Genomic DNA, 17,808 nt, shown 5'->3' on the forward strand with positions numbered 1-17,808 from the left:
AAGCGCCTTCACGTGATCCGCTGGAGGAGATCGGCCAGCAGCAAGCGCGCCACCGGCAGGTTGCTTTCGTCGCGAACATCAAGCCGGGAGCGCAGCTGACATGCCTTACGCCCAACCCGTGAGCGGACCATGGCGAACCCGATCCGGTTTGCCTCGGCCAGGGCCGAGAGACGATCGGGAAATTCAGAGCGCGATGTCTTGATCGGGCGACTTGTTGCGCCCGAACATAGATGGAAAGTATAAACGGGCATGTTGCAGGAATTCGCGGCGCTTTTCCCGGTTCCTGAAGACCAACACCGGTTAATACGATCGCCGCAGGCATCCAGTAACTATGCGTAATCATGCAACGCGCTCGATAACGACGCCTGCTGATATTCTATATTGATCTTTGTCTATATCGGGCAGTCGGCAGCAGTGCTTGGCCAAGCGATCCGGGCAGTCTGTCACGTGCCCGGGGGGTATGGGAGGGGATCACCCCTGCCGCAATGCGGGGACCTGCCGCCTGGCGCGGCACGCGCGCTGGTTGGTCTCCTGGCAACGGTGCGGACGATACCGCACCTTGCGCTCACGCGGCGAAAAAGCGTCATGCGCCGCATTCCGTACACCCGTTCCATCTCGATCAACCCCCGGGTCGCGGCCTCCCGGTGGTTGCTCGCATCACCGCATCACCTTGGTCCTGCCGGTGCGGAGCCGGTCGCGGGGTTGAATGCCGGGTTTGCGAAGTCCAGCGGCGCGGGGGTGATCTGCGCGGGCGGGCGGGCGCTTTCGGTCCACGCGCGCTGGAGCATGTCGCGCAGCATGGCGGCCCCGGCGGCGGTGCGTTCATAGACCAGCGCGCGCACCTCGCGATCGTTGCTGTCGGCAAAGCCGCTGCGTTTCTCCAGCGTGTAGACGTCGCGGACCTTGTCGCCGGATTCGTTCACGTAGCGCAGGACATGGTCGAACAGGTCGCCGCTCTGCCGCCCCGGCGCACCGATGCGGGGGCGGATGTCGGCGGGCGTCAGCGCCATGGCGTCGACGAACCGGCTTTCGAACCGGCCATGAACGCTGCGGGCGGTGGTGAAGCCATCGGGATTGTCGCCGCGCCAGCCATCCGAATGGATCGAATTGTGCATCGGATTGGCCGCGTCGCCGATATAATGGCCGAGCCGCGTCACGTCGAAGGCGCAATTCTGCTCGGCAAAGGTGGGGTCGCGGCGTTCGGCGGTGAGCCGACGAACGTGGCGCATGCACACCACGATCCGGTCATAGGCCTCCATCGCGGCATAGGGCAGCGTACCCGTCCAGCGGACGTTGGTGCGCGCGGCGCGTTCCGGATCGCTCGCCTTGATGCGCAGATGCTCGTCATACAGCGCCAGGACGAACTCGTAGCGGCTGCGCGGGATCGTCTTCATGAAGGTGAATTGTTCGCGGAACCAGCCGTGGTTGGGATCCTCGCTGATCTTGGAAAAGCCCTCGGCATTGCCGCGCCAGCCGTCGGGCTGCGACGCGGAGGCGGCGATATAGTCAACGTGCTTCTTGAGGAAGACGGGCCCGTCCGCCGGGATCGCCGCGATCGCAGCGGTATCGATGACGGCGTGTCCACGCTCGCCCCAGGCGAGGGCGGGCTGGGACGTGAAGGCGAAGAGGCCGAGCGCGGCCGCGAGCAGATGGCGCATGAGGATTTTTCCGTGTTCAGGGGTCGAGCGGGTCGCGCGGGTCGATCCGCGCCGCGGCGGCCGCGGGGCGCCATTCGATCGCGGTCGGGCTGAGCCGCTTACCGGCGGCGCCGGGCGCATAGCCAAGCTCGCGCCTGTTGCGGGCGACGAATTCGGGGCTGCCGATCACGGCGCTCTGGACCGGGTTGGAGATGACCAACGTATCCTGCGTCAGCGGCGCGCCCATCGCCATCAGCAGCCGGGCGGCGTTGCGCATGTTGGTGGTGGTGTGCCGCGCGTGCGGCTCGATCACGATCCGGTCGGCGGGGATGCCATAGCGCTCGATCAGCGCCTGGCGCATTTCGACCGCCTCGACGAACGGCGTATTGAACGGATGTGCGCGGCCACCGGAGACGATGATGAACGCAGCGTCGCCGCGCGCGAACTGCTGCGCTGCGAGCCGCAGATGATATTTGCCGCCGGGGCTGAGCGGCATGTCCTCGAGCTCCGGCCCGATGCCGGTGACGACCAGCGCGCTGTAGCGGAAGGCACGCCAGTCGGTCTGCCGGGCGCGCGCAAAGGCCGCCTCGTTCAGCCCGCTGCCGAGCGGCAGGAAGGCCGCGGCGTCGGTGCGGGTGCTGCCGTCAAGCAGCGCCAGCGCGAAGTCGAACGAGGTGTCGAAGCCCTGCAACGAGCCCGCGCGCGGCGTCTGCGCCATCCACTGCGCGGCGTGCAGCCACGTCCGCCGTTCTTGCGGACTGATGCTGCCGGCGCCGTCGATCGCGGGATAGGCCGCCACCTGGCCAAGGCCATAGGTGCCGAGGATCACGTTGACGCCCTGAAGCTCGCGGGTCGCCTGCGCCGCGATCCCGTCGTCGAACGCGGGCAAGCCGCCCGGCAAGGCCGCGGTGACCGCGGCGATCTCGTCCTCGCGCCACATCAACGCCTGCGCGATGCAGCCCGGCTCCTGCCGGCACGCCGCGACGCGCTCGGCGCGGGCAGCGATCAGCGATGACACCGCGGGCTGGCGCGACAATGCGGCCAGCGCCGTGCCGTCACCGCCAAGCGCGGTGAACAGCGGGAAGAGGCGCTGCGACAAGGCCTGGAGCGCCTTGTCTGCAACGGGCGCCTGCCCAGCGCCAGCCTGCGCACCAGCCGCAACGGTGGGCACGGCCGACGCCGCGCCCAGCGGCACCGCGCAGGCGGCGACGAGCGCCGCCGCCTGCATGGAGAACCGCCAGCGGCTCACCAGTTGAGCCCCACGACGAGGCGGACGTTGCGGCCGAAGATCGGGCGGCCATAGATCGCCTCCGTGCTCCCCTGCCCGGCCAGCGCATCGGTGCGGGTGTTGCCTTCGGTCAGGCCCTTCTGGTTGAACAGATTGTCGCCGACGACCTGCAGCTTCCACTGCCCGCGGACCATCGTCACGCCCGCACCGACCGTGCCGTACGCCGGCAGCGCGGTGTTGTTGTAGAGGTCGACGAACCGCTTCCCCATGTAGGTGTAGCGGCCGTAGATCGAGATGTCCGTCTCCCCGCTGGTGAAGTCGAACGACGGGCGGATGTTGCCGTACACCTTGGGCTGGCGGACGATCTGGTTGCCCTCGACCTGCTCCGGATCGGCGCCTGTCGCGCTGGCGAAGTTCTTGTACTTGGGGTCACTCACCGTCAGCGAGGCATTGAGCGTGAACCATGGGGTGAGCGAAAGCGCACCGTCCAGCTCGACGCCCAGGATCTTCGCCTCGCCGATGAAGGGCACGTTCACGTCGTTGCGGCCCGTCGTCGGGTCATAGGCCAGGAACGAGGCGTTCAGCGGGTCGAAGTTTGAATAGAAGCCGGTTGCGTACAGGTACGAACGGCCGCTCGCGAGCTTCAGCCCGACCTCATATTGGTCGGCGACGGTGGTGATGTAGACCGGGTTGGGGTTCACATCCATCGCCGCCTGGACGTTGGGCGGCGTTTCGAGGTGCGAGGCGCGCGCGTACACGCCGATGTTGCCGTTGAAATCGTAATTGGCGCCGACCGTCCAGTTGGTCGCCTCGGTCTTCAGCTTGCGGTTGAGGATGACGCCGGTGAACCCGCGCGTCGCATCATCGGCCAGCGTGGTCCCATCGCCGAGGTTGACCTGATCGGTGAGCGCGCCCCAGCCGCGATAATCATAGCGCTCGTGCCGGATGCCGGCATCGAGCCGCAGCCCCGGAACGATCTCCCACGTGTCGTTCGCATAGATGGCAAACATCGATGCGTCGGAATCGCCCTGGTTGAGCGTTGCGGCATAATTCAGCACGCCATTGTCGGTGACGCGGCCGATCTCCGTGCCGGTCGGGCCATAGGCCACCAGATCCAGCGTGCGCGGCGTGCCCGCCACTTCGATCAGGTAATTCTGATAGGCGTAGAAGCGATCCTGGCCATAGAGGCTGCCATAGAGACCGGCGGTCAGATCATGGCTGCCGAGCCCGGTTTCGAACCGCTTCGACACCGACAGATTGCCCTGCGCGGAATAGAAATCGGACGCGATGTCGCGATACTGGCCCTGCATAACGAGGCCCGACGCGGCCGACGGATCATAGACGGTATTGGTGCCCGCCAGCGTATAGCCGAACGAGCCGATCGGCCCGAATGCGGCGGTCGCGCGCGCCAGATAGTCGGCGGCGAAGCTGCCGGCATCGGCCGGATTGGTGGTCGAATAGAAAGCGGTGAAGCGGTTCTTCCCCTCGGTGTAGCCGAGCTTGGCGGATAGCAGCCAGCCGTCGAAATCGCCCTCATATTGCGCGCCGATGTTGAACATCCGCATGTGGCGGCCGTCCGACAGGTCGGTGGTGCGGCTTTCCGTCTGCCCCTGGCCGTTGCGGTAGGGGATGGTGACGTTGCGGAACGCCGGCGAGTTCATCGTGCCAGTGAAATAGTCGATATACGGATCAAGGCTGACCGAGGGGTCGCGCGGATCGGCGATCGGGATCGGCAGGTAGAAGACGTTCTTGTCGTTGACGTAATTGGCGCTCAGCTTGACGAAGCCATTGCTGAGATCGTGGCGGATGTTGGCGCGGATCTGGCCGCCGCGATCATTGGGGAAGCCGTTGTCGCGATAGCCGTCATGATGGCGGATGAACCCGCCGACCGCGTAATAAGTGTCCTTGCCGAGCGGTCCCGACTGGAAGGCGTCGAGCCGGTAGAGGCCGGTATCGCCCAGCGTGATCTGCGCCCCGCCCTCGGCGGTGGCGCTGCCCTCGCGGGTGATCGCGTTGATGATCGCGCCCGAATAGCTGGAGAACACCGGCGCCGGGCCGCCGCGCACCACTTCGACCCGCTTGGTCATCAGATCCTGCTTCAGGATCGCGTCGCCGCGGAAGAAGACGCCGTCATTCTCGTGGAACAGCGGCAGGCCGTCCTGCTGGAAGGAAACGAAGCCGCCGTCGTTCGGCAGGCCACGGATGCGATAGATGTTCTGCACTTCGCCGCCGGTGATCTCGGTCTGGAAACCGGGCAGCTGGCCGATCAGGTCGGCGAAATTGACCGGCGCGATCTTCTCGATCGCTGCCTGGTCGAGCGAGTTGATGGCGTAGGACGCATCGAAGCGGCGTTGTGCCCGCGACGTGCCGGTAACGATGATGTCCGACCCCGCGGTGTCATCGGCAGCCGCGGTCGCGGCGGTGCTGGCAACGGCAACCTGCGCCTGTGCAATGCCAGCCGAAAACGAACAAAGAGCGGCAACAGCGCCGCCCATCAAAAGAGCCTTACGCATTATTTCCCCTGTCAGGATCTTGTCTGATTTACCGCGACCGGTGCGCGTGCCTGTCGGGGGGGAAAATGACGCCGTGATGTAGGCTTTGTTTCACATCCGTTAAACGAAACAATGATTACGCGGCGCGGGCGATTTAGGCGGCGAGGAAAGCCAAATCTGTGGCTCGGGCTGCGCCTCCCTCTCAGAAGCCGAGTTGCACGCCGACCCGCACGAAACGCGGCGCGCCGGTTCCCACCGAGCTCAGGGAGTTGAAGGTGGAGGCGTAAACCGCGTCGAACAGGTTATCGACGTTGAGATAGGCGCGGGCGGGAACGCGCAGCCAGCGGTCGAGATCATAGGAGACACCTATGTCGACGATATCATAGGCCGGCGAGAAGAGCGTGTTGGCGGCATCCGCGGCGTAGCGGCCGACGTGGCGCGGACGCCTCCACGCCCGGCGGCGCGTCTTGCCGAAATTGACGGAAACGCCGGCGCCACCGTGCGCAACTGCGCGTCGTTGCGACGGATACTTGCTGCGCGTCGCGGCGCGCCGTACCGGTTGCGTGGAACTGGTTTTCGGAGCCTTCATGCGCGCCATCCTTCTCGCGACGACATTGTCCCTGCTGGCCACCACCGCCGGCGCGCAGACCGCAGCTCCGGCGGCCACCGCTGCTCCCACGATCGCCGCCGACCCGGCCGCGCCCAAGGGGCGGTTGTCGGACGCCGCCATGCCCAAGGCGTACCGGCTCGATTTCACGATCCAGCCGAGCAAGCCGGACTTTTCCGGCCATGGCGAGATCGACGTGATGGTGAAGGCGCCGACCAGCCGGCTCTACCTTCATGGCCGCGACCTGAAGGTAAAGGGGTCGGCGCGCGTCGGCGGGCGGACGATCCCGGCCACCTTCACGCAGGTCGACAAGACCGGCACTGCGCGGCTCGACTTCGCGCAGCCGGTGCCGGCCGGCGCCGTGACGCTGGTGTTCGACTGGACCGGCAGCTTCGGCGACAGCGCGTCGGGCCTCTACCGCGTCAAGGTCGGCGACCAATGGTATAGCTGGACGCAATTCCAGTCGATCGACGCGCGCGCCGCCTTCCCCGGCTTCGACGAGCCCGGGTTCAAGACGCCCTTCACCATCTCGATCACCACCGACCCCGGCTCCAAGGCGATCACCAATGCGCCCGCGCAAGGCGTGACGCGGGTCGGCGGGCTGGAGAAGCACCAGTTCGCCGCCACCCGCCCGCTGCCCACCTATCTGGTCGCGCTGGTCACCGGACCGTTCGCGCACCAGGTCGAGGCGATCGCGCCGACGCCGGAGCGTGCCGAGCCGCTGCCGCTCGGCATCGCGCTGACCCAGCCGCTGAAGGACAAGACGGCCTATGTGCAGGCGGAAACGCCGCGCATCGTGACGCTGCTGGAGCGCTATTTCGGCACCCCCTTCCCCTTCCCCAAGCTGGACCAGATCGGCTCGCCGATCATGCCGGGGGCGATGGAGAATGCCGGCGCCGACATTTACGGCGACGGGATCATCGCGCTCGCGCCCGATGCGCCGGTGTCGCAGAAGAAGGTGTTCGGCATGGTGGTGGCGCATGAGCTGGCCCACCAATGGTTCGGCGATCTCGTCTCCCCCGTCTGGTGGGACGATCTGTGGCTGAACGAAAGCTTCGCCAACTGGATGGGTTTCCGCATTGGTGGCGAATGGCGGCCGGAGCTGAACATCGGCGTCGGCGGGCTGGAGGATGGCTTCTCCGCGATGAACACGGATTCGCTCACCGTCGGGCGGCCGATCCATGAGCCGATCACCGAGAATGCGAACATCGATTCCGCCTTCGACAGCATCACTTATGGCAAGGGCGGCCATGTGATCGCGATGATCGCCGGCTATCTTGGCGACGAGAAGTTCCGCGATGGCGTGCGCCTGCACCTGAAGCGCCATGCCTATGGCAACGCCGCGACCGCCGACTTCTTCAAGAGCCTGGCCGATGCGGCGCAGGACCCGCGCGTGGTGACGGCGATGCAGAGCTTCGTCGACCAGCAGGGCGTGCCGCTGATCACGCTGAAGCGCGACGGCAACCGCCTGGTCGCCAGCCAGTCGCGCTACACCTTCATCGGTCAGGCGCCGCAACCGACCCGCTGGACGGTGCCGTTCTGCTACAGCGTCGCGGCGACGCGGACGTGCACGTTGATCGACGGGCCGTCGGCGGTGATCGACGCGCCGGCGGGCAATGCCGCGCTGAAGCCCAATGCCGGCGGCACCGGCTACTACCGCTTCGATCTGGAGCCTGCCGACTGGGATCGCCTGATCGCGACCTTCCCCACGATGTCGGGCGCGGAGGCGATCGCCGCCAGCGACAGCCTGTGGGCGGCGTTTCGCGCCGGACGGATGGATGCGCCTCGCTTGCTCGCGGGCACGGCGGCGCTGGCTGCCAATGCCGATTCCAACGCCGCGCTCGACGGGGCGCAGCGGCTTGCCGGGCTGAACCGCCGCGGCGTGATCCCTGCCGCCGCGGTGCCGGCGTATCGCGCCTATCTCGATCGTACCTTTGCGCCGCGCCTCGCCGCGCTCGGCTTCGATCCGGCGGCGGGCGCCTATGTCAAGGACGATCCCGACCGGCAGAAGCTGCGCGCCGACCTCGTCTCGCTGCTGGCGCATGAGGCGGAGGACAAGGCGGTGCTGGCGAAGCTGTCCGCCGCGGCGCAGCGCTACATCGCGGGCGACAAGGCCGCGCTCGACCCGACCTATCTTGCCGATGGCTTCGCCGCGATCGTCGGGCAGGGCGGCCTCCCCGCGGCCAAGAAGATCATGGATCTTGGCCTCACCAGCGAGGACCCGGTGGTGCGCAGCGCCGCGCTGAGCGCGGTCGCCGACAGCGGCCAGCCGGAAATCGCCACCTGGGCGCTCGGCTTCGGCGATGCGCGGCTTCGCTCGCTAGAGCGGGCGACGATGCTGCTGCGGCTGGCGCAGGCACGCGGCTCCAGCGCGATGACCGGCGACTGGATCGTCGAGAATATCGATACGCTGCTGGGCAATGCCAACGGCATCTTCGCCGGCCGCCTCGCGCAATCCTTCGCCACGCAATGCGGCGCCGATCGTGCGGCGCGCATCGATGCGGCAGTGGGCGGCAAGATCCGCGAGGCGGGAGCCGGCGTGCTCGATTACGAGCGCACGCTGGAGGGGATCCGCCTGTGCGGCGCGCTGCGCGATGCCAAATCGGCCGAGCTCGGCGCCGCGTTGACCGCGAAGAGCGGCGCGCTGCGCGATGCCAAGTCGGCCGAGCTCGGCGCCGCGTTGACCGCGAAGAAGTGAGCGCCGCCAGCGATCGACTGACCGACCCCAAGCCTTGCCACCCTTGATAGGAGCCATTGTGCAGCCCTTCCTCCTCGCCACTGCGATCGCCTCCCTCGCCACCAGCGGACTGGCCCTGCCGGCTGCCGCGCAGACCCCGGCGGCCACATCCGCCAACGCCGAGGACGCGCGGCTTACCGCCTTCCTCGACGCCGAATTCGCCGAGATGCTGAAGTTCCAGCCGCAGACCGCGACCCGGCTGGGGCTGAAGGACGGCGGGGACCGATGGAACGACATCAGCGATTCCGCCGCCGACGCCTTTGTCGCGTGGCGGCAGGCCAGCGCCGCGCGGCTGAAGGCAGGGTTCGACCGCGCCAAACTCTCCCCGCAGGCGCAGGTCAATTACGACATCTGGCTGCTCGAGGCCGAGCGGGCGGCGATGACCAACGCCAACCGGCGGTTCAAGCCGCCGCTCTACTCGCGCCTTTATTCGACGCACAGCCAGCTGCCCGATTTCCTGATCAACACTCATGCCGTCGCCGATGTGACCGACCTCCGGAACTACATCGCCCGGCTGCGCGGCCTGCCCGCCGTGCTCGATGTCGCGATCGAGCGGACCCGCGCGAGCGAGGCCGCCGGCATCCGCGTGCCGCGTTTCCAGATCGAGACGATCATCGCCGGCAGCGAGAAGCTGACTCAGGGCGCGCCCTTCGGCTCCGGGCCGGACGTCGCGCTATGGGCGGACGTCAAGGCCAAGACGGAAAAGCTGGTCACCGCCGGCAAGCTCGACCGCGCGCAGGCCGACACGCTGCTGGAAGAGGCGCGCACCGCGATCCTCGCGCTGCAGCCCGCCTATGGCCGCGTGATCGCCTGGGCGAAAAGCGCGCTGCCTACCGCGCCCAGCGGCCGCGTCGGCGCGGTCTCGCTGCCCGGTGGTGCGGCCTTCTACGCCGATGAGCTGAAGCTCAACACCACGACCGATTATACCGCCGACCAGATCCACGCGATCGGCCGGTCGGAAGTCGCGCGGATCGAGGCGGAGCAGGACGCGCTGGCGCGCAAGGCCGGGTTGAAGGATCGCCAGGCTTATTATGCCGAACGCGCGCGCCTCTTCCCCTCGCGCCCGTGGACCGACGCCTCGCGCGCGGAATATCTCGCCAACGCCAATGCGTTCGTCGCCCGCACCCGCACGCTGCTGCCCAATTATTTCGGTACCCTGCCGGAATATCGCATCGAGGTGGTGCGCGAGCCGTCGTTCAGCGAAGTACCGGGCGGCGCGGCACATGCCTCGGCGCCCAGCCCGGACGGGTCGCGCCCGGCGCGCACCTATGTGCACATGGTCGGCAACCAGGAAGATCCCGCCGCGATGTACACGCTGATGTGTCACGAGGCGATTCCCGGCCACAACATGCAGGGCGACATCCAGGTCCGGCAGAAGGGCGGGCCCAAGTTCCGCTCGGTCACCGGCTATGTCGCGTTCGGCGAAGGCTGGGGCCTGTATGCCGAGGCGATGTGCAAGGAAATGAACGCCTTCCCCGACATTGCGGCCGATTTCATGCGCCTCGATGCCGAGCTGTTCCGCGCCGCGCGGCTGGTGGTGGACACCGGCATCCACGCGCTCGGCTGGACCGAGGATCAGGCGGTCGACTATCTGCACAAGACGGGCCGGCAGCCGATCGAGAAGGCCCGCTCGGAAGTGCGCCGCTACATCACGCTGCCGGGGCAGGCGACCGGCTATAAGATCGGCATGCTCAAGATCGTCGAGCTGCGCCGCAAGGCGGAGGCCGCGCGGGGGCCGAAGTTCGACATCAAGGGCTTCCACGACCTGCTGATCGCGTCGGGATCGCAGCCTTTGTCGATCCTGGAACGCCGCGTGAACGACTGGATCAAGTCGCGCGCCTAGCCTGAATGCCGTCAGCGTCGTTCCGGGCGTCCACCCGGAACGACCGCGGCTCAGGCAATCGTGGCTGACACGGGCGGCAGCCATGAGATAGGTCGCGGCGGACGAGAGCTGCAAGGCATGACATGACCCGCACGACCAACACTGCCTTCGACACGCGATGGGCAACCAACGCCGACCTGCCGGCGCTCGAAAGGCTGATGAAGCGGGCGATTGACGCCTTGCAGACCGGCCTGCTCACCCCTGAGCAGGTCGCCGCCAGTCACGCTATCATGGGGCTGGACACCCAGCTGATCGAGGATGGCACCTATCTGATCGCAGTGCGTGACGGGATCATCGCGGGCTGCGGCGGGTGGAGCAACAGGGCGACGCTGTACGGTGGCGATCACAGCACCAGCCTGCGCAATCCCGCACTGCTCGATCCCGCGCGCGACCCCGCGAAGATCCGGGCGATGTACACCGACCCCGATTTCGCGCGGCAGGGAATAGGGCGGCTGATCCTGGACGGCTGCGAAAGGGCCGCTGCCCGCCACGGCTTCGCCAGCGTCGAGTTGATGGCGACGTTGAGCGGCGAGCGTCTCTATGCCACCGCCGGCTATGTCCCTGTCGAGAAGGTGGAGGCAGTCGTCGACGGGATCGCGATACCGCTGATCCGGATGCAGAAGCAGCTGTGACACCGGCGGAAAGCCTGTGCCCCGCAATCGGACGTCATTGAACGGTCGATAGGGGGCTGGATCGCAGCGCCGACCCGGTCATTGCGTGATCAGTCGGTCATTCCGTAATTAGGTTGACGACCGACGCCTGTTGCGGCGTGCGGATGCCGGCCCAGCTGCCCCTCCAGCGGCGCTGCGGCGTTTCGATCTCCATCGTCTGAATGGCACCCCCCGCCACGATCCTCGGGTTTCGCTGGAATGTTGGCGAGGCGTAGAGGCAGGGGTCCGCGAGGGCGCGGTCCAGCGCGCGGCCCTCGTCCACCGACAGGTCGCGCTCAAGCGTCAGAGGCGGACGTGGCGCGATCGCCAGAAGCCCCGGCCCCTGTTCACCGATACCGCTCGTCCGCCACCTGCCCTGCGCGTCGCGTACGGCAATGACGCTGAAGTCGAAGCTGGTGTGGTGCGTGCCCGACGACCAGAACAGGATGCGACTGGTGCCTTCCGGCAGCGGTATCTTCATGCGCGTGCGAAGCGCCCGATGCTCGGCGAGGCGGCTGGTCTGCGGCGCCCATGACACGTCCGTCGCGGTCGCCAGCGCGTCCGCGCCCGGACAGCTGGCGAATGTTCGCTTCGCATCGTCCGGCTCGCGAAGATCGCTGCCGCGCCGCACGTTCTCCCCTGCCAGGCAGCCGGTCAGCATGAGAGCAGCGAGCGGGATCAACCGTGCGATCATCCGCCTGTGATAGTTGAACAATTCGCCGTCCGCCATGGCGCGTTTTCAGCCGAAGCAGGCCGGCACGCAACAGGCCCAGCCACTTTCCTCCGGCTCGTGCGTTGTGGGCGCGCAGGAGACCGTTCATGACCACGCCGTCGACCAGACCTTCGCGCCGCCGCGCCGCTGCCCAGCCCCGCCACCCGGGTGCCGGCTCGGTCGGCCGCGACCGCAGTTGACGAGCGGGCGCCGCGGATGAAGGGACGAATGAAGGTCGGTCATATTTGTGATGTTCAGCCGGCGCGGCATAGGCGCGCTGCTGATGATTATTCGGGCGAGATGATGACGGTACGTGCGAACCTTGGCTGGGGATTGCTGGGCGGGATGGCGATCGCGCTGTCGGGCTGTGCGACGGCGCCCGCGCCCGTGCAGCCGCCGGCCGTGGTCCCCACGGTGACTCCGCCGCCCCCCGTCATGCCGGCGGGCGGCTATATCGGGATGAAGATCCCGCCCAAGCGCACCACCGACGGAAAGTATTTCACGCCCAACCTGGACAATACCGATCAGGCCGCGGTCTGGCATTTGCGCAATGCACTGAACGTCGCGGCGCTCGGCTGCGACCAGGCGGGCGGCGGGGTCGCGGAACTGTACAGCGCGTGGGTCACGACCCAGGCGGCCGCGATCGATCGCTATTACAAGGCCTATATCCGCGAATGGCAGGCGCCCGGCTGGTGGGACTGGCAGCGCGTCTATGACGACAACCAGACGCGCATCTACAATTTCTACGCCAGGCCGGCGGTCCGCCAGGCGTTCTGCGCGGTGGCCCGCGAGGAGGTGGCGAAGGTCGGTCAGGTCGCCGAGGCCGATCTGCCCGCCTTTGCGCGTGAATCCCTGCTGCGGCTGGACCGGCCGTTCGTCGAGTTCTTCGCCGCCTACGACAAGTGGCGCGATTATTATAAGGCGTCGCTGCCACCGGAGGAGCCACCCTCTACGGTGGCGGCGGTCGGCGTAGGCGCGCCGGCCGGCGGCGACATGCCGTCCGTCGGCACCGCAACGCCAGAGACCGTCATCGAGGCACCCGCCGGGGGCGCCGCCATGGCGGAAAGCGTGATCGAGGCACCGGCGGCGAGTGCTGTCACGTCGGAGACGGTCATCGAGGCACCCGCCGCGGGCGCGGTCATGCCGGAAACGGTCATCGAGGCACCGGCGGCGAGTGCTTCCACGCCGGAGACGGTCATCGAGGCACCGGCGGCAGGCGCCCCCACGCCGGAAACGGTCATCGAGGCACCGACGGCGGGTGCCGCCACGTCGGAAACCGTCGTCCAAGCGCCGCCGGCGGTCGCCACCGAGAACCCGCCGCCCGACGTTGAGGCGCTCCCGGCGCCTCCTCCCGGCGATGCCCCGGTCGCGGCACCCGCGCCGCCGCGGTGACGGGTCGCCGCCTGCAACCCGACGGGGGAACACCGGAAGACGGCAGGCGACACGGTCCTCGAGGCGCGCGGCGACCATCGCGCGACTCATGCGTCGCTGCAGACTTCGTTGCCGCATGAAGAGGTGCCGATGATCACGACCCTTGCCCTGATGCTCCTCGCCGCACCGGCTCCGCCGCCGCCGCGCTGCTCGTCCTTTGCCACGCTGCCGGCGGCGGATCAGAAGCAATATGGATCGCGCTACCGCTTCCGCGTGCGGACAAAGGGCAAGGCAGTCGCAGAGCAATGGGTCCGCACCCAGGTATGCCCGGAGGCGCGCGCCGCCTTGCGCGCAAAGCGCAATGCACCCCCCACCGACAAATATGGTCGCCCCTGCACCAGGACGCGCACCGAAATGCGCCCCATCACCAGCGATGGCAGCATGACGATGATCCCGCGGCAGGTCTGCGTCCGATAACGCCGGGCAGGCCGGGCGCGACGGCGCCCGGGCTGCCCGATCCGCCGCTTGGCGTCAGCCCCGCTTGGCGCGCGGCTTCGGCGCGGTCGCGCCCTCGGCCGTCTTGCCCGCCTTGCGGCCGAGCCCGATCTTCTTCGCCATCGCACGGCGCGCTTCCGAATAGCTGGCCGCGACCATCGGATAATCTGGCTTCAGCCCGTAACGTGCGCGATATTCCTCCGGCGTCAACCCGTGGCCAGCAAGATGGCGCCGCAGCGTCCGATAGGGTTTGCCGTCAATCATCGACAGGATGTGGTCCGGCGAGGCGAGCGACTTCCTGACCGACACGGCGGGAATATAGTCGAGCGTTGCTTCCGACGGCTCCTCGGTTTCCTTTGGCCCCGAAAGATCATCGACCGCGCGATGCATGTTCTGGAGAAAGGCCAGCACATCATCCTCCGACGCGCGCGTGCTGGGGTTCGACAGCCATGCGGTCGTCAGCTGAACCGCAAAGTCAATCGTGTCGAGCGTCCCGTCATAGGGGGAATTGTCCGTCATTATGTTGTAATCTTTCACAGGGGGAGAAGCAGAAGTGACACCCTAATATAGCCGGCGCAAGTTTAACATATCTTAAAGTATATGCACGCCGGTAATACCGTCACCTCTTCTTGTCGTTCCTGAGCGGCGGGATTTTCGGCGCTGATCCGCGCGGCGCCTTGCTGCCGGAGGTCATCAGATCGGGCCTGGGCGGCGGTTTCCATCCGGGCGGCGGCACGGGGCGCTGCCGGCTGGTGCCGAGGCCCATCGCGCCCGGCTGCTGCCGCGCGAGGCCGGAGGTGTCGGCCCGCGCGGCCTCGTCACCGCTCGCGCCGCCGCGGATCAGGTTGATGCGATCACGCAGACGACGCGCCTCCTCGAAATCGAGCGCGTGCGCTGCCTCCTCCATCCGGCGTTGAAGATCCTCGATCGTCTCGGTCATGCCGGCTCAACGCGCATATGCGCCTTCGGGTGGCACCCTCCCCCCATTCCCCGGCGCCGCCGCACGCGCTGGCTGGCGCCGGGCCGGCGAAGCACCTAGCATCACGCGCGACAACACCGTCCGCAAAGGACGGGTATCGGGAGAGATGCCATGAAGGACCTGCGTGGAAAGACCGCGTTCATCACCGGGGGCGCGAGCGGGCTGGGCTTCGCCATGGCCGAGGCGCTCGGGCGCGACGGCATGAACATCATGATCGCCGACATCGAGGCCGAGGCCGCGCAGCGGAAGGTGGAGGAACTGCGCACACGCCAAATCCGCGCCGAATGGGTGCAGGTCGACGTCACGAGCCGCGATTCGGTGCGCAAGGGCGCGATCGAGACGATCGCCCGCTTCGGCAAGGTCCACCTCGTGGCCAACAACGCCGGCGTCGGCGCGGGCGGCGCGCTGGGCAGCGTGCCGGAGGGCGACTGGGACTGGGTGATCGACGTCAATTTGAAGGGTGTGGTCTATGGCGTCGAGGTGTTCGTGCCGCTGATCGAAAGCCACGGTGAGGGCGGGCACATCGTCAACACCGCCTCGATGGCGGGGCTGATCAGCCCGGCGGGGATGGAGCCCTATTGCGCCAGCAAGTTCGCCGTGGTGGCGATGAGCGAGGGCTGGCGCCAGCAGCTTGCCCCCCGCAACATCGGCGTCTCGGTGCTGTGCCCCGGGCTGGTGAGCACCAACATCTATGCCGGCCGACGCAATCGCCAGCATGCGGTCTATGGCGAGCGGGACAAGGATTACGGCCAGGCGGACATCGAGCGGCAGCGCGAGTGGATGGCGGGCGGCATCGACCCGCTGATCGTCGGCCAGCGCGTGGTCGAGGGGGTCCGCGACAATGACCTCTATATCCTCAGCCACGTCGAATATGAGCGCGTGGTGCGCGACCGGTTCGACCAGATCATGGCCGGGTTCGACAAATCGAAACAAAGCCCCGCGCTGAACACCCTCCCCCGCGACCGCCGGCTGGACGTGGTGAGCATCGACGGCTGAGCGGGTCGGGGCGGTCATCAGGGCGGTCGGGGCGGGCACCATCCTCCGTGCGCCGCGTTGCAGTCGCAGCGAAACGACAGGAGTGAGGTCATGAGTATCTTCGGCTCGATCAAGAAGGCGATCTTTGGCGATCGCGGGCCGCTTGGTGGCCAGTTCTCGGGCAAGCCCGCCCCTGCCCCGCAAGCCGCTCCGGCGCCGCGGGCCGCCCCGGCGCCGCAGACCTCCCCGCAATCCTCCGCGCCGGGCGGTGCGCCGGCCGCTGCCGCCCCCGCGCCTGCCGCCGCCCCGGTCGACGTTGAAAAGGTGCTGAGCGATCTCGCGGCGAAGCACGGCGGCCCCGCGCTCAACTGGCGCACCTCGATCGTCGACCTGATGAAGCTGCTGGGGATCGATTCCAGCCTCGCCAACCGCAAGGAACTGGCGACCGAGCTTGGCTATACCGGCGCGAAGGACGGGTCGGCGGTAATGAACATCTGGCTGCACAAGGCCGTGATGCGCGAGCTGGAGAAGAACGGCGGGATCGTGCCCGCCAGCCTCAAGGACTGAGCCGGAACGGCGGCGGGCGGGGGCCCGCGCCCCGCCCTGCCGCGCCGTTACCGGATCCAGCCAAGGGCGTAGAGTGCCAGCCCCGCCGCGGCGGTTGCAAGCAGCGTCGTGATGACCCCCGCCCGCAGCACGAAGATCGCCGCAGCGGCACCCAGCGATAGCGCCAGCGCCGCGGGGTCGATGCTGGATAGCACCGGCGCGTCGAAGCGCAGCGGGCCCGCCGAAATACTGGCCGTCTCGCGAAACAGCGTGTGGAGCGCGAACCAGATCGCCAGGTTGAGCACGACGCCGACCACCGCGGCGGTGATCGCGGAAAGCGCGCCCGCCACCGCCACATTGCCGCGCAGCCGCTCGATGAACGGTGCGCCGAGGAAGATCCACAGGAAGCACGGCACGAACGTCACCCAGGTCGCGAGCAGCCCGCCGAGCGTACCCGCGAGGAGCGGCGACAGCACGCCGGGATCCCGATAGGCGCCAAGAAAACCGACGAACTGGAGCACCATGATGAGCGGCCCGGGCGTCGTTTCGGCCAGTCCCAACCCGTCCAGCATCTCGCCCGGGGCCAGCCAGCCATAGCTCTCCACCGCCTGCTGCGCGACATAGGCAAGCACCGCATAGGCGCCGCCGAACGTCACCATCGCCATGGTGGAGAAGAAGGTCGCGATGCGGCTGAACACATTGTCGGGGCCAAGCGCCGCGATCAGCGCGGCGACCGGCACCAGCCACAAGGCCAGCCAGAGGATCGCGGTGCGCGCCGCCGCGCGCCAGCCGGGCCGGGCATGGTCGGGCAGCTCCTCGCCCAGCACGGTGTCGGCGTCGACAACGATCGTCCCCGTCGTGCTGCCATGGCCGCCCGCCTGGAACGCCGCGCTGCCGCGTCGCGCCGACCACCATCCGATGATGCCGGCACCCAGAACGATCAGCGGAAAGGGCACGCCGGCGAAGAAGATGAGCGCAAAGGCCGCCGCCGCCAGTGCGCGCGCGGCGCCGCTGCGCAGCGCGCGGCTGCCGATCCGCACCACCGCCTGCACCACCACCGCCAGCACCGCCGCCTTCAACCCGAAGAACAAGGCCGAGACGATGCCGAGCCGGCCGTAGAGGACATAGATCCAGCTCAGCGCCATGATCGAGATCGCGCCGGGCAGGATGAACAGCACGCCGGCGATGATCCCGCCCCTCGTCCGGTGCAGGAGCCAGCCGATATAGGTCGCCAGCTGCTGCGCCTCGGGGCCGGGCAGCATCATGCAGTAATTGAGCGCGTGCAGGAACCGATGCTCGCCGATCCAGCGCTTCTCGTCGACGAGGATGCGGTGCATTACCGCGATCTGCCCGGCCGGCCCGCCAAAGGACAAAAGGGCGATGCGCAGCCACACGCGGGAGGCCTCACCCAGGGTCACCGGCGGCGGCGCTGTCACGATGCGACCGCGGCGCTGCACGACGGAGGCGATGGCCGGTCACGGACAGCAGACATGGCGC

General features: G+C 67.8%; 16 protein-coding genes. 7 read left to right on the top strand and 9 right to left on the bottom strand.

Translation table 11 applies throughout. The features are described from left to right. Nucleotides 1-8: 8 nt before the first annotated feature. From L8F96_RS18630 to L8F96_RS14905, 5 genes are all read right to left on the bottom strand, one after another. Nucleotides 9-251, bottom strand: coding sequence for a DUF6894 family protein (locus tag L8F96_RS18630; protein ID WP_417158991.1), 243 nt, complete (start codon nt 249-251; stop codon nt 9-11). A 414-nt stretch (nt 252-665) separates the two neighbouring features. Further along, on the bottom strand, nt 666-1,658 hold the full coding sequence (locus tag L8F96_RS14890) for a phospholipase C/P1 nuclease family protein (protein WP_334656445.1): 993 nt from the start codon (nt 1,656-1,658) through the stop codon (nt 666-668). A 16-nt stretch (nt 1,659-1,674) separates the two neighbouring features. Then, nucleotides 1,675-2,886, bottom strand: a complete 1,212-nt coding sequence (locus L8F96_RS14895) for a YdcF family protein (protein ID WP_334656446.1) — start codon at nt 2,884-2,886, stop codon at nt 1,675-1,677. Continuing rightward, nucleotides 2,883-5,378: a TonB-dependent receptor gene (locus L8F96_RS14900; RefSeq protein WP_417158992.1), complete on the bottom strand. Its 2,496-nt coding sequence runs from the start codon at nt 5,376-5,378 to the stop codon at nt 2,883-2,885. Before L8F96_RS14900 ends, L8F96_RS14895 begins: the two co-directional genes overlap by 4 nt. A 181-nt stretch (nt 5,379-5,559) precedes the next feature. Next, a complete protein-coding gene (locus L8F96_RS14905; RefSeq protein WP_334656447.1) occupies nt 5,560-5,955 on the bottom strand; it encodes a hypothetical protein in 396 nt (131 codons plus the stop codon). On the opposite strand from L8F96_RS14905, the gene L8F96_RS14910 reads away from it, so the two are divergent. The 3 genes from L8F96_RS14910 (at nt 5,945) to L8F96_RS14920 (ending at nt 11,215) form a co-directional block, all read left to right on the top strand. Further along, nucleotides 5,945-8,662 carry a M1 family metallopeptidase gene (locus L8F96_RS14910; protein WP_334656448.1) on the top strand — a complete coding sequence of 906 codons (2,718 nt, stop codon included), beginning with the start codon at nt 5,945-5,947 and terminating at the stop codon, nt 8,660-8,662. The genes L8F96_RS14905 and L8F96_RS14910 overlap by 11 nt on opposite strands. 58 nt (nt 8,663-8,720) lie before the next feature. Continuing rightward, nucleotides 8,721-10,544 (top strand): DUF885 domain-containing protein, encoded by a 1,824-nt coding sequence (locus tag L8F96_RS14915; protein ID WP_334656449.1) that lies wholly within the window; start codon nt 8,721-8,723, stop codon nt 10,542-10,544. Nucleotides 10,545-10,666: 122 nt separating this feature from the next. Beyond that, entirely contained in the window at nt 10,667-11,215 is a 549-nt protein-coding gene (locus L8F96_RS14920) for a GNAT family N-acetyltransferase (RefSeq protein ID WP_136451899.1), read from the top strand. Nucleotides 11,216-11,312: 97 nt separating this feature from the next. Here L8F96_RS14920 and L8F96_RS14925 read toward each other — a convergent pair whose 3' ends face one another. Next, nucleotides 11,313-11,963, bottom strand: a complete 651-nt coding sequence (locus tag L8F96_RS14925) for a hypothetical protein (RefSeq protein ID WP_334656450.1) — start codon at nt 11,961-11,963, stop codon at nt 11,313-11,315. Nucleotides 11,964-12,173: 210 nt separating this feature from the next. Between L8F96_RS14925 and L8F96_RS14930 the strand changes: the two genes are divergently transcribed. Both L8F96_RS14930 and L8F96_RS14935 read left to right on the top strand, forming a co-directional pair. Continuing rightward, on the top strand, nt 12,174-13,337 hold the full coding sequence (locus L8F96_RS14930; RefSeq protein WP_334656451.1) for a hypothetical protein: 1,164 nt from the start codon (nt 12,174-12,176) through the stop codon (nt 13,335-13,337). Between the two features lie 129 nt (nt 13,338-13,466). Continuing rightward, complete coding sequence (locus tag L8F96_RS14935; protein ID WP_334656452.1) at nt 13,467-13,793, top strand: hypothetical protein; 327 nt, start codon at nt 13,467-13,469, stop codon at nt 13,791-13,793. Nucleotides 13,794-13,847: 54 nt separating this feature from the next. Here L8F96_RS14935 and L8F96_RS14940 read toward each other — a convergent pair whose 3' ends face one another. After that, nucleotides 13,848-14,330: a Ros/MucR family transcriptional regulator gene (locus tag L8F96_RS14940; protein WP_125946234.1), complete on the bottom strand. Its 483-nt coding sequence runs from the start codon at nt 14,328-14,330 to the stop codon at nt 13,848-13,850. A 100-nt stretch (nt 14,331-14,430) separates the two neighbouring features. Next, nucleotides 14,431-14,751, bottom strand: coding sequence for a UvrB/UvrC motif-containing protein (locus L8F96_RS14945; RefSeq protein ID WP_334656453.1), 321 nt, complete (start codon nt 14,749-14,751; stop codon nt 14,431-14,433). A 150-nt stretch (nt 14,752-14,901) separates the two neighbouring features. Here L8F96_RS14945 and L8F96_RS14950 point away from each other — a divergent pair, with 150 nt between their 5' ends. Then, complete coding sequence (locus L8F96_RS14950) at nt 14,902-15,786, top strand: SDR family NAD(P)-dependent oxidoreductase (protein ID WP_334656455.1); 885 nt, start codon at nt 14,902-14,904, stop codon at nt 15,784-15,786. A 90-nt stretch (nt 15,787-15,876) separates the two neighbouring features. Continuing rightward, nucleotides 15,877-16,332 (top strand): DUF3597 domain-containing protein, encoded by a 456-nt coding sequence (locus L8F96_RS14955; protein WP_334656456.1) that lies wholly within the window; start codon nt 15,877-15,879, stop codon nt 16,330-16,332. 47 nt (nt 16,333-16,379) lie between these two features. On the opposite strand, the gene chrA is transcribed toward L8F96_RS14955, so the two are convergent. Beyond that, the gene (chrA, locus tag L8F96_RS14960) at nt 16,380-17,747 is read right to left on the bottom strand and encodes a chromate efflux transporter (protein WP_334656457.1); all 1,368 of its coding nucleotides are present in this window, start codon (nt 17,745-17,747) and stop codon (nt 16,380-16,382) included. Nucleotides 17,748-17,808: the final 61 nt, after the last annotated feature.

It is taken from the genome of Sphingomonas panaciterrae (genome assembly GCF_036890205.1).
Classification (GTDB): Bacteria; Pseudomonadota; Alphaproteobacteria; order Sphingomonadales; family Sphingomonadaceae; genus Sphingomonas; species Sphingomonas panaciterrae.

Bases quoted from the DNA above. Each gene is read 5' to 3' on its own strand.
- L8F96_RS18630 (WP_417158991.1), bottom strand. From the start codon at position 251: ATGCCCGTTTATACTTTCCATCTATGTTCGGGCGCAACAAGTCGCCCG.
- L8F96_RS14890 (WP_334656445.1), bottom strand. From the start codon at position 1,658: ATGCGCCATCTGCTCGCGGCCGCGCTCGGCCTCTTCGCCTTCACGTCC.
- L8F96_RS14900 (WP_417158992.1), bottom strand. From the start codon at position 5,378: ATGCGTAAGGCTCTTTTGATGGGCGGCGCTGTTGCCGCTCTTTGTTCG.
- L8F96_RS14910 (WP_334656448.1), top strand. From the start codon at position 5,945: ATGCGCGCCATCCTTCTCGCGACGACATTGTCCCTGCTGGCCACCACC.
- L8F96_RS14905 (WP_334656447.1), bottom strand. From the start codon at position 5,955: ATGGCGCGCATGAAGGCTCCGAAAACCAGTTCCACGCAACCGGTACGG.
- L8F96_RS14920 (WP_136451899.1), top strand. From the start codon at position 10,667: ATGACCCGCACGACCAACACTGCCTTCGACACGCGATGGGCAACCAAC.
- L8F96_RS14925 (WP_334656450.1), bottom strand. From the start codon at position 11,963: ATGGCGGACGGCGAATTGTTCAACTATCACAGGCGGATGATCGCACGG.
- L8F96_RS14930 (WP_334656451.1), top strand. From the start codon at position 12,174: ATGAAGGTCGGTCATATTTGTGATGTTCAGCCGGCGCGGCATAGGCGC.
- L8F96_RS14935 (WP_334656452.1), top strand. From the start codon at position 13,467: ATGATCACGACCCTTGCCCTGATGCTCCTCGCCGCACCGGCTCCGCCG.
- L8F96_RS14940 (WP_125946234.1), bottom strand. From the start codon at position 14,330: ATGACGGACAATTCCCCCTATGACGGGACGCTCGACACGATTGACTTT.
- L8F96_RS14945 (WP_334656453.1), bottom strand. From the start codon at position 14,751: ATGACCGAGACGATCGAGGATCTTCAACGCCGGATGGAGGAGGCAGCG.
- L8F96_RS14950 (WP_334656455.1), top strand. From the start codon at position 14,902: ATGAAGGACCTGCGTGGAAAGACCGCGTTCATCACCGGGGGCGCGAGC.
- L8F96_RS14955 (WP_334656456.1), top strand. From the start codon at position 15,877: ATGAGTATCTTCGGCTCGATCAAGAAGGCGATCTTTGGCGATCGCGGG.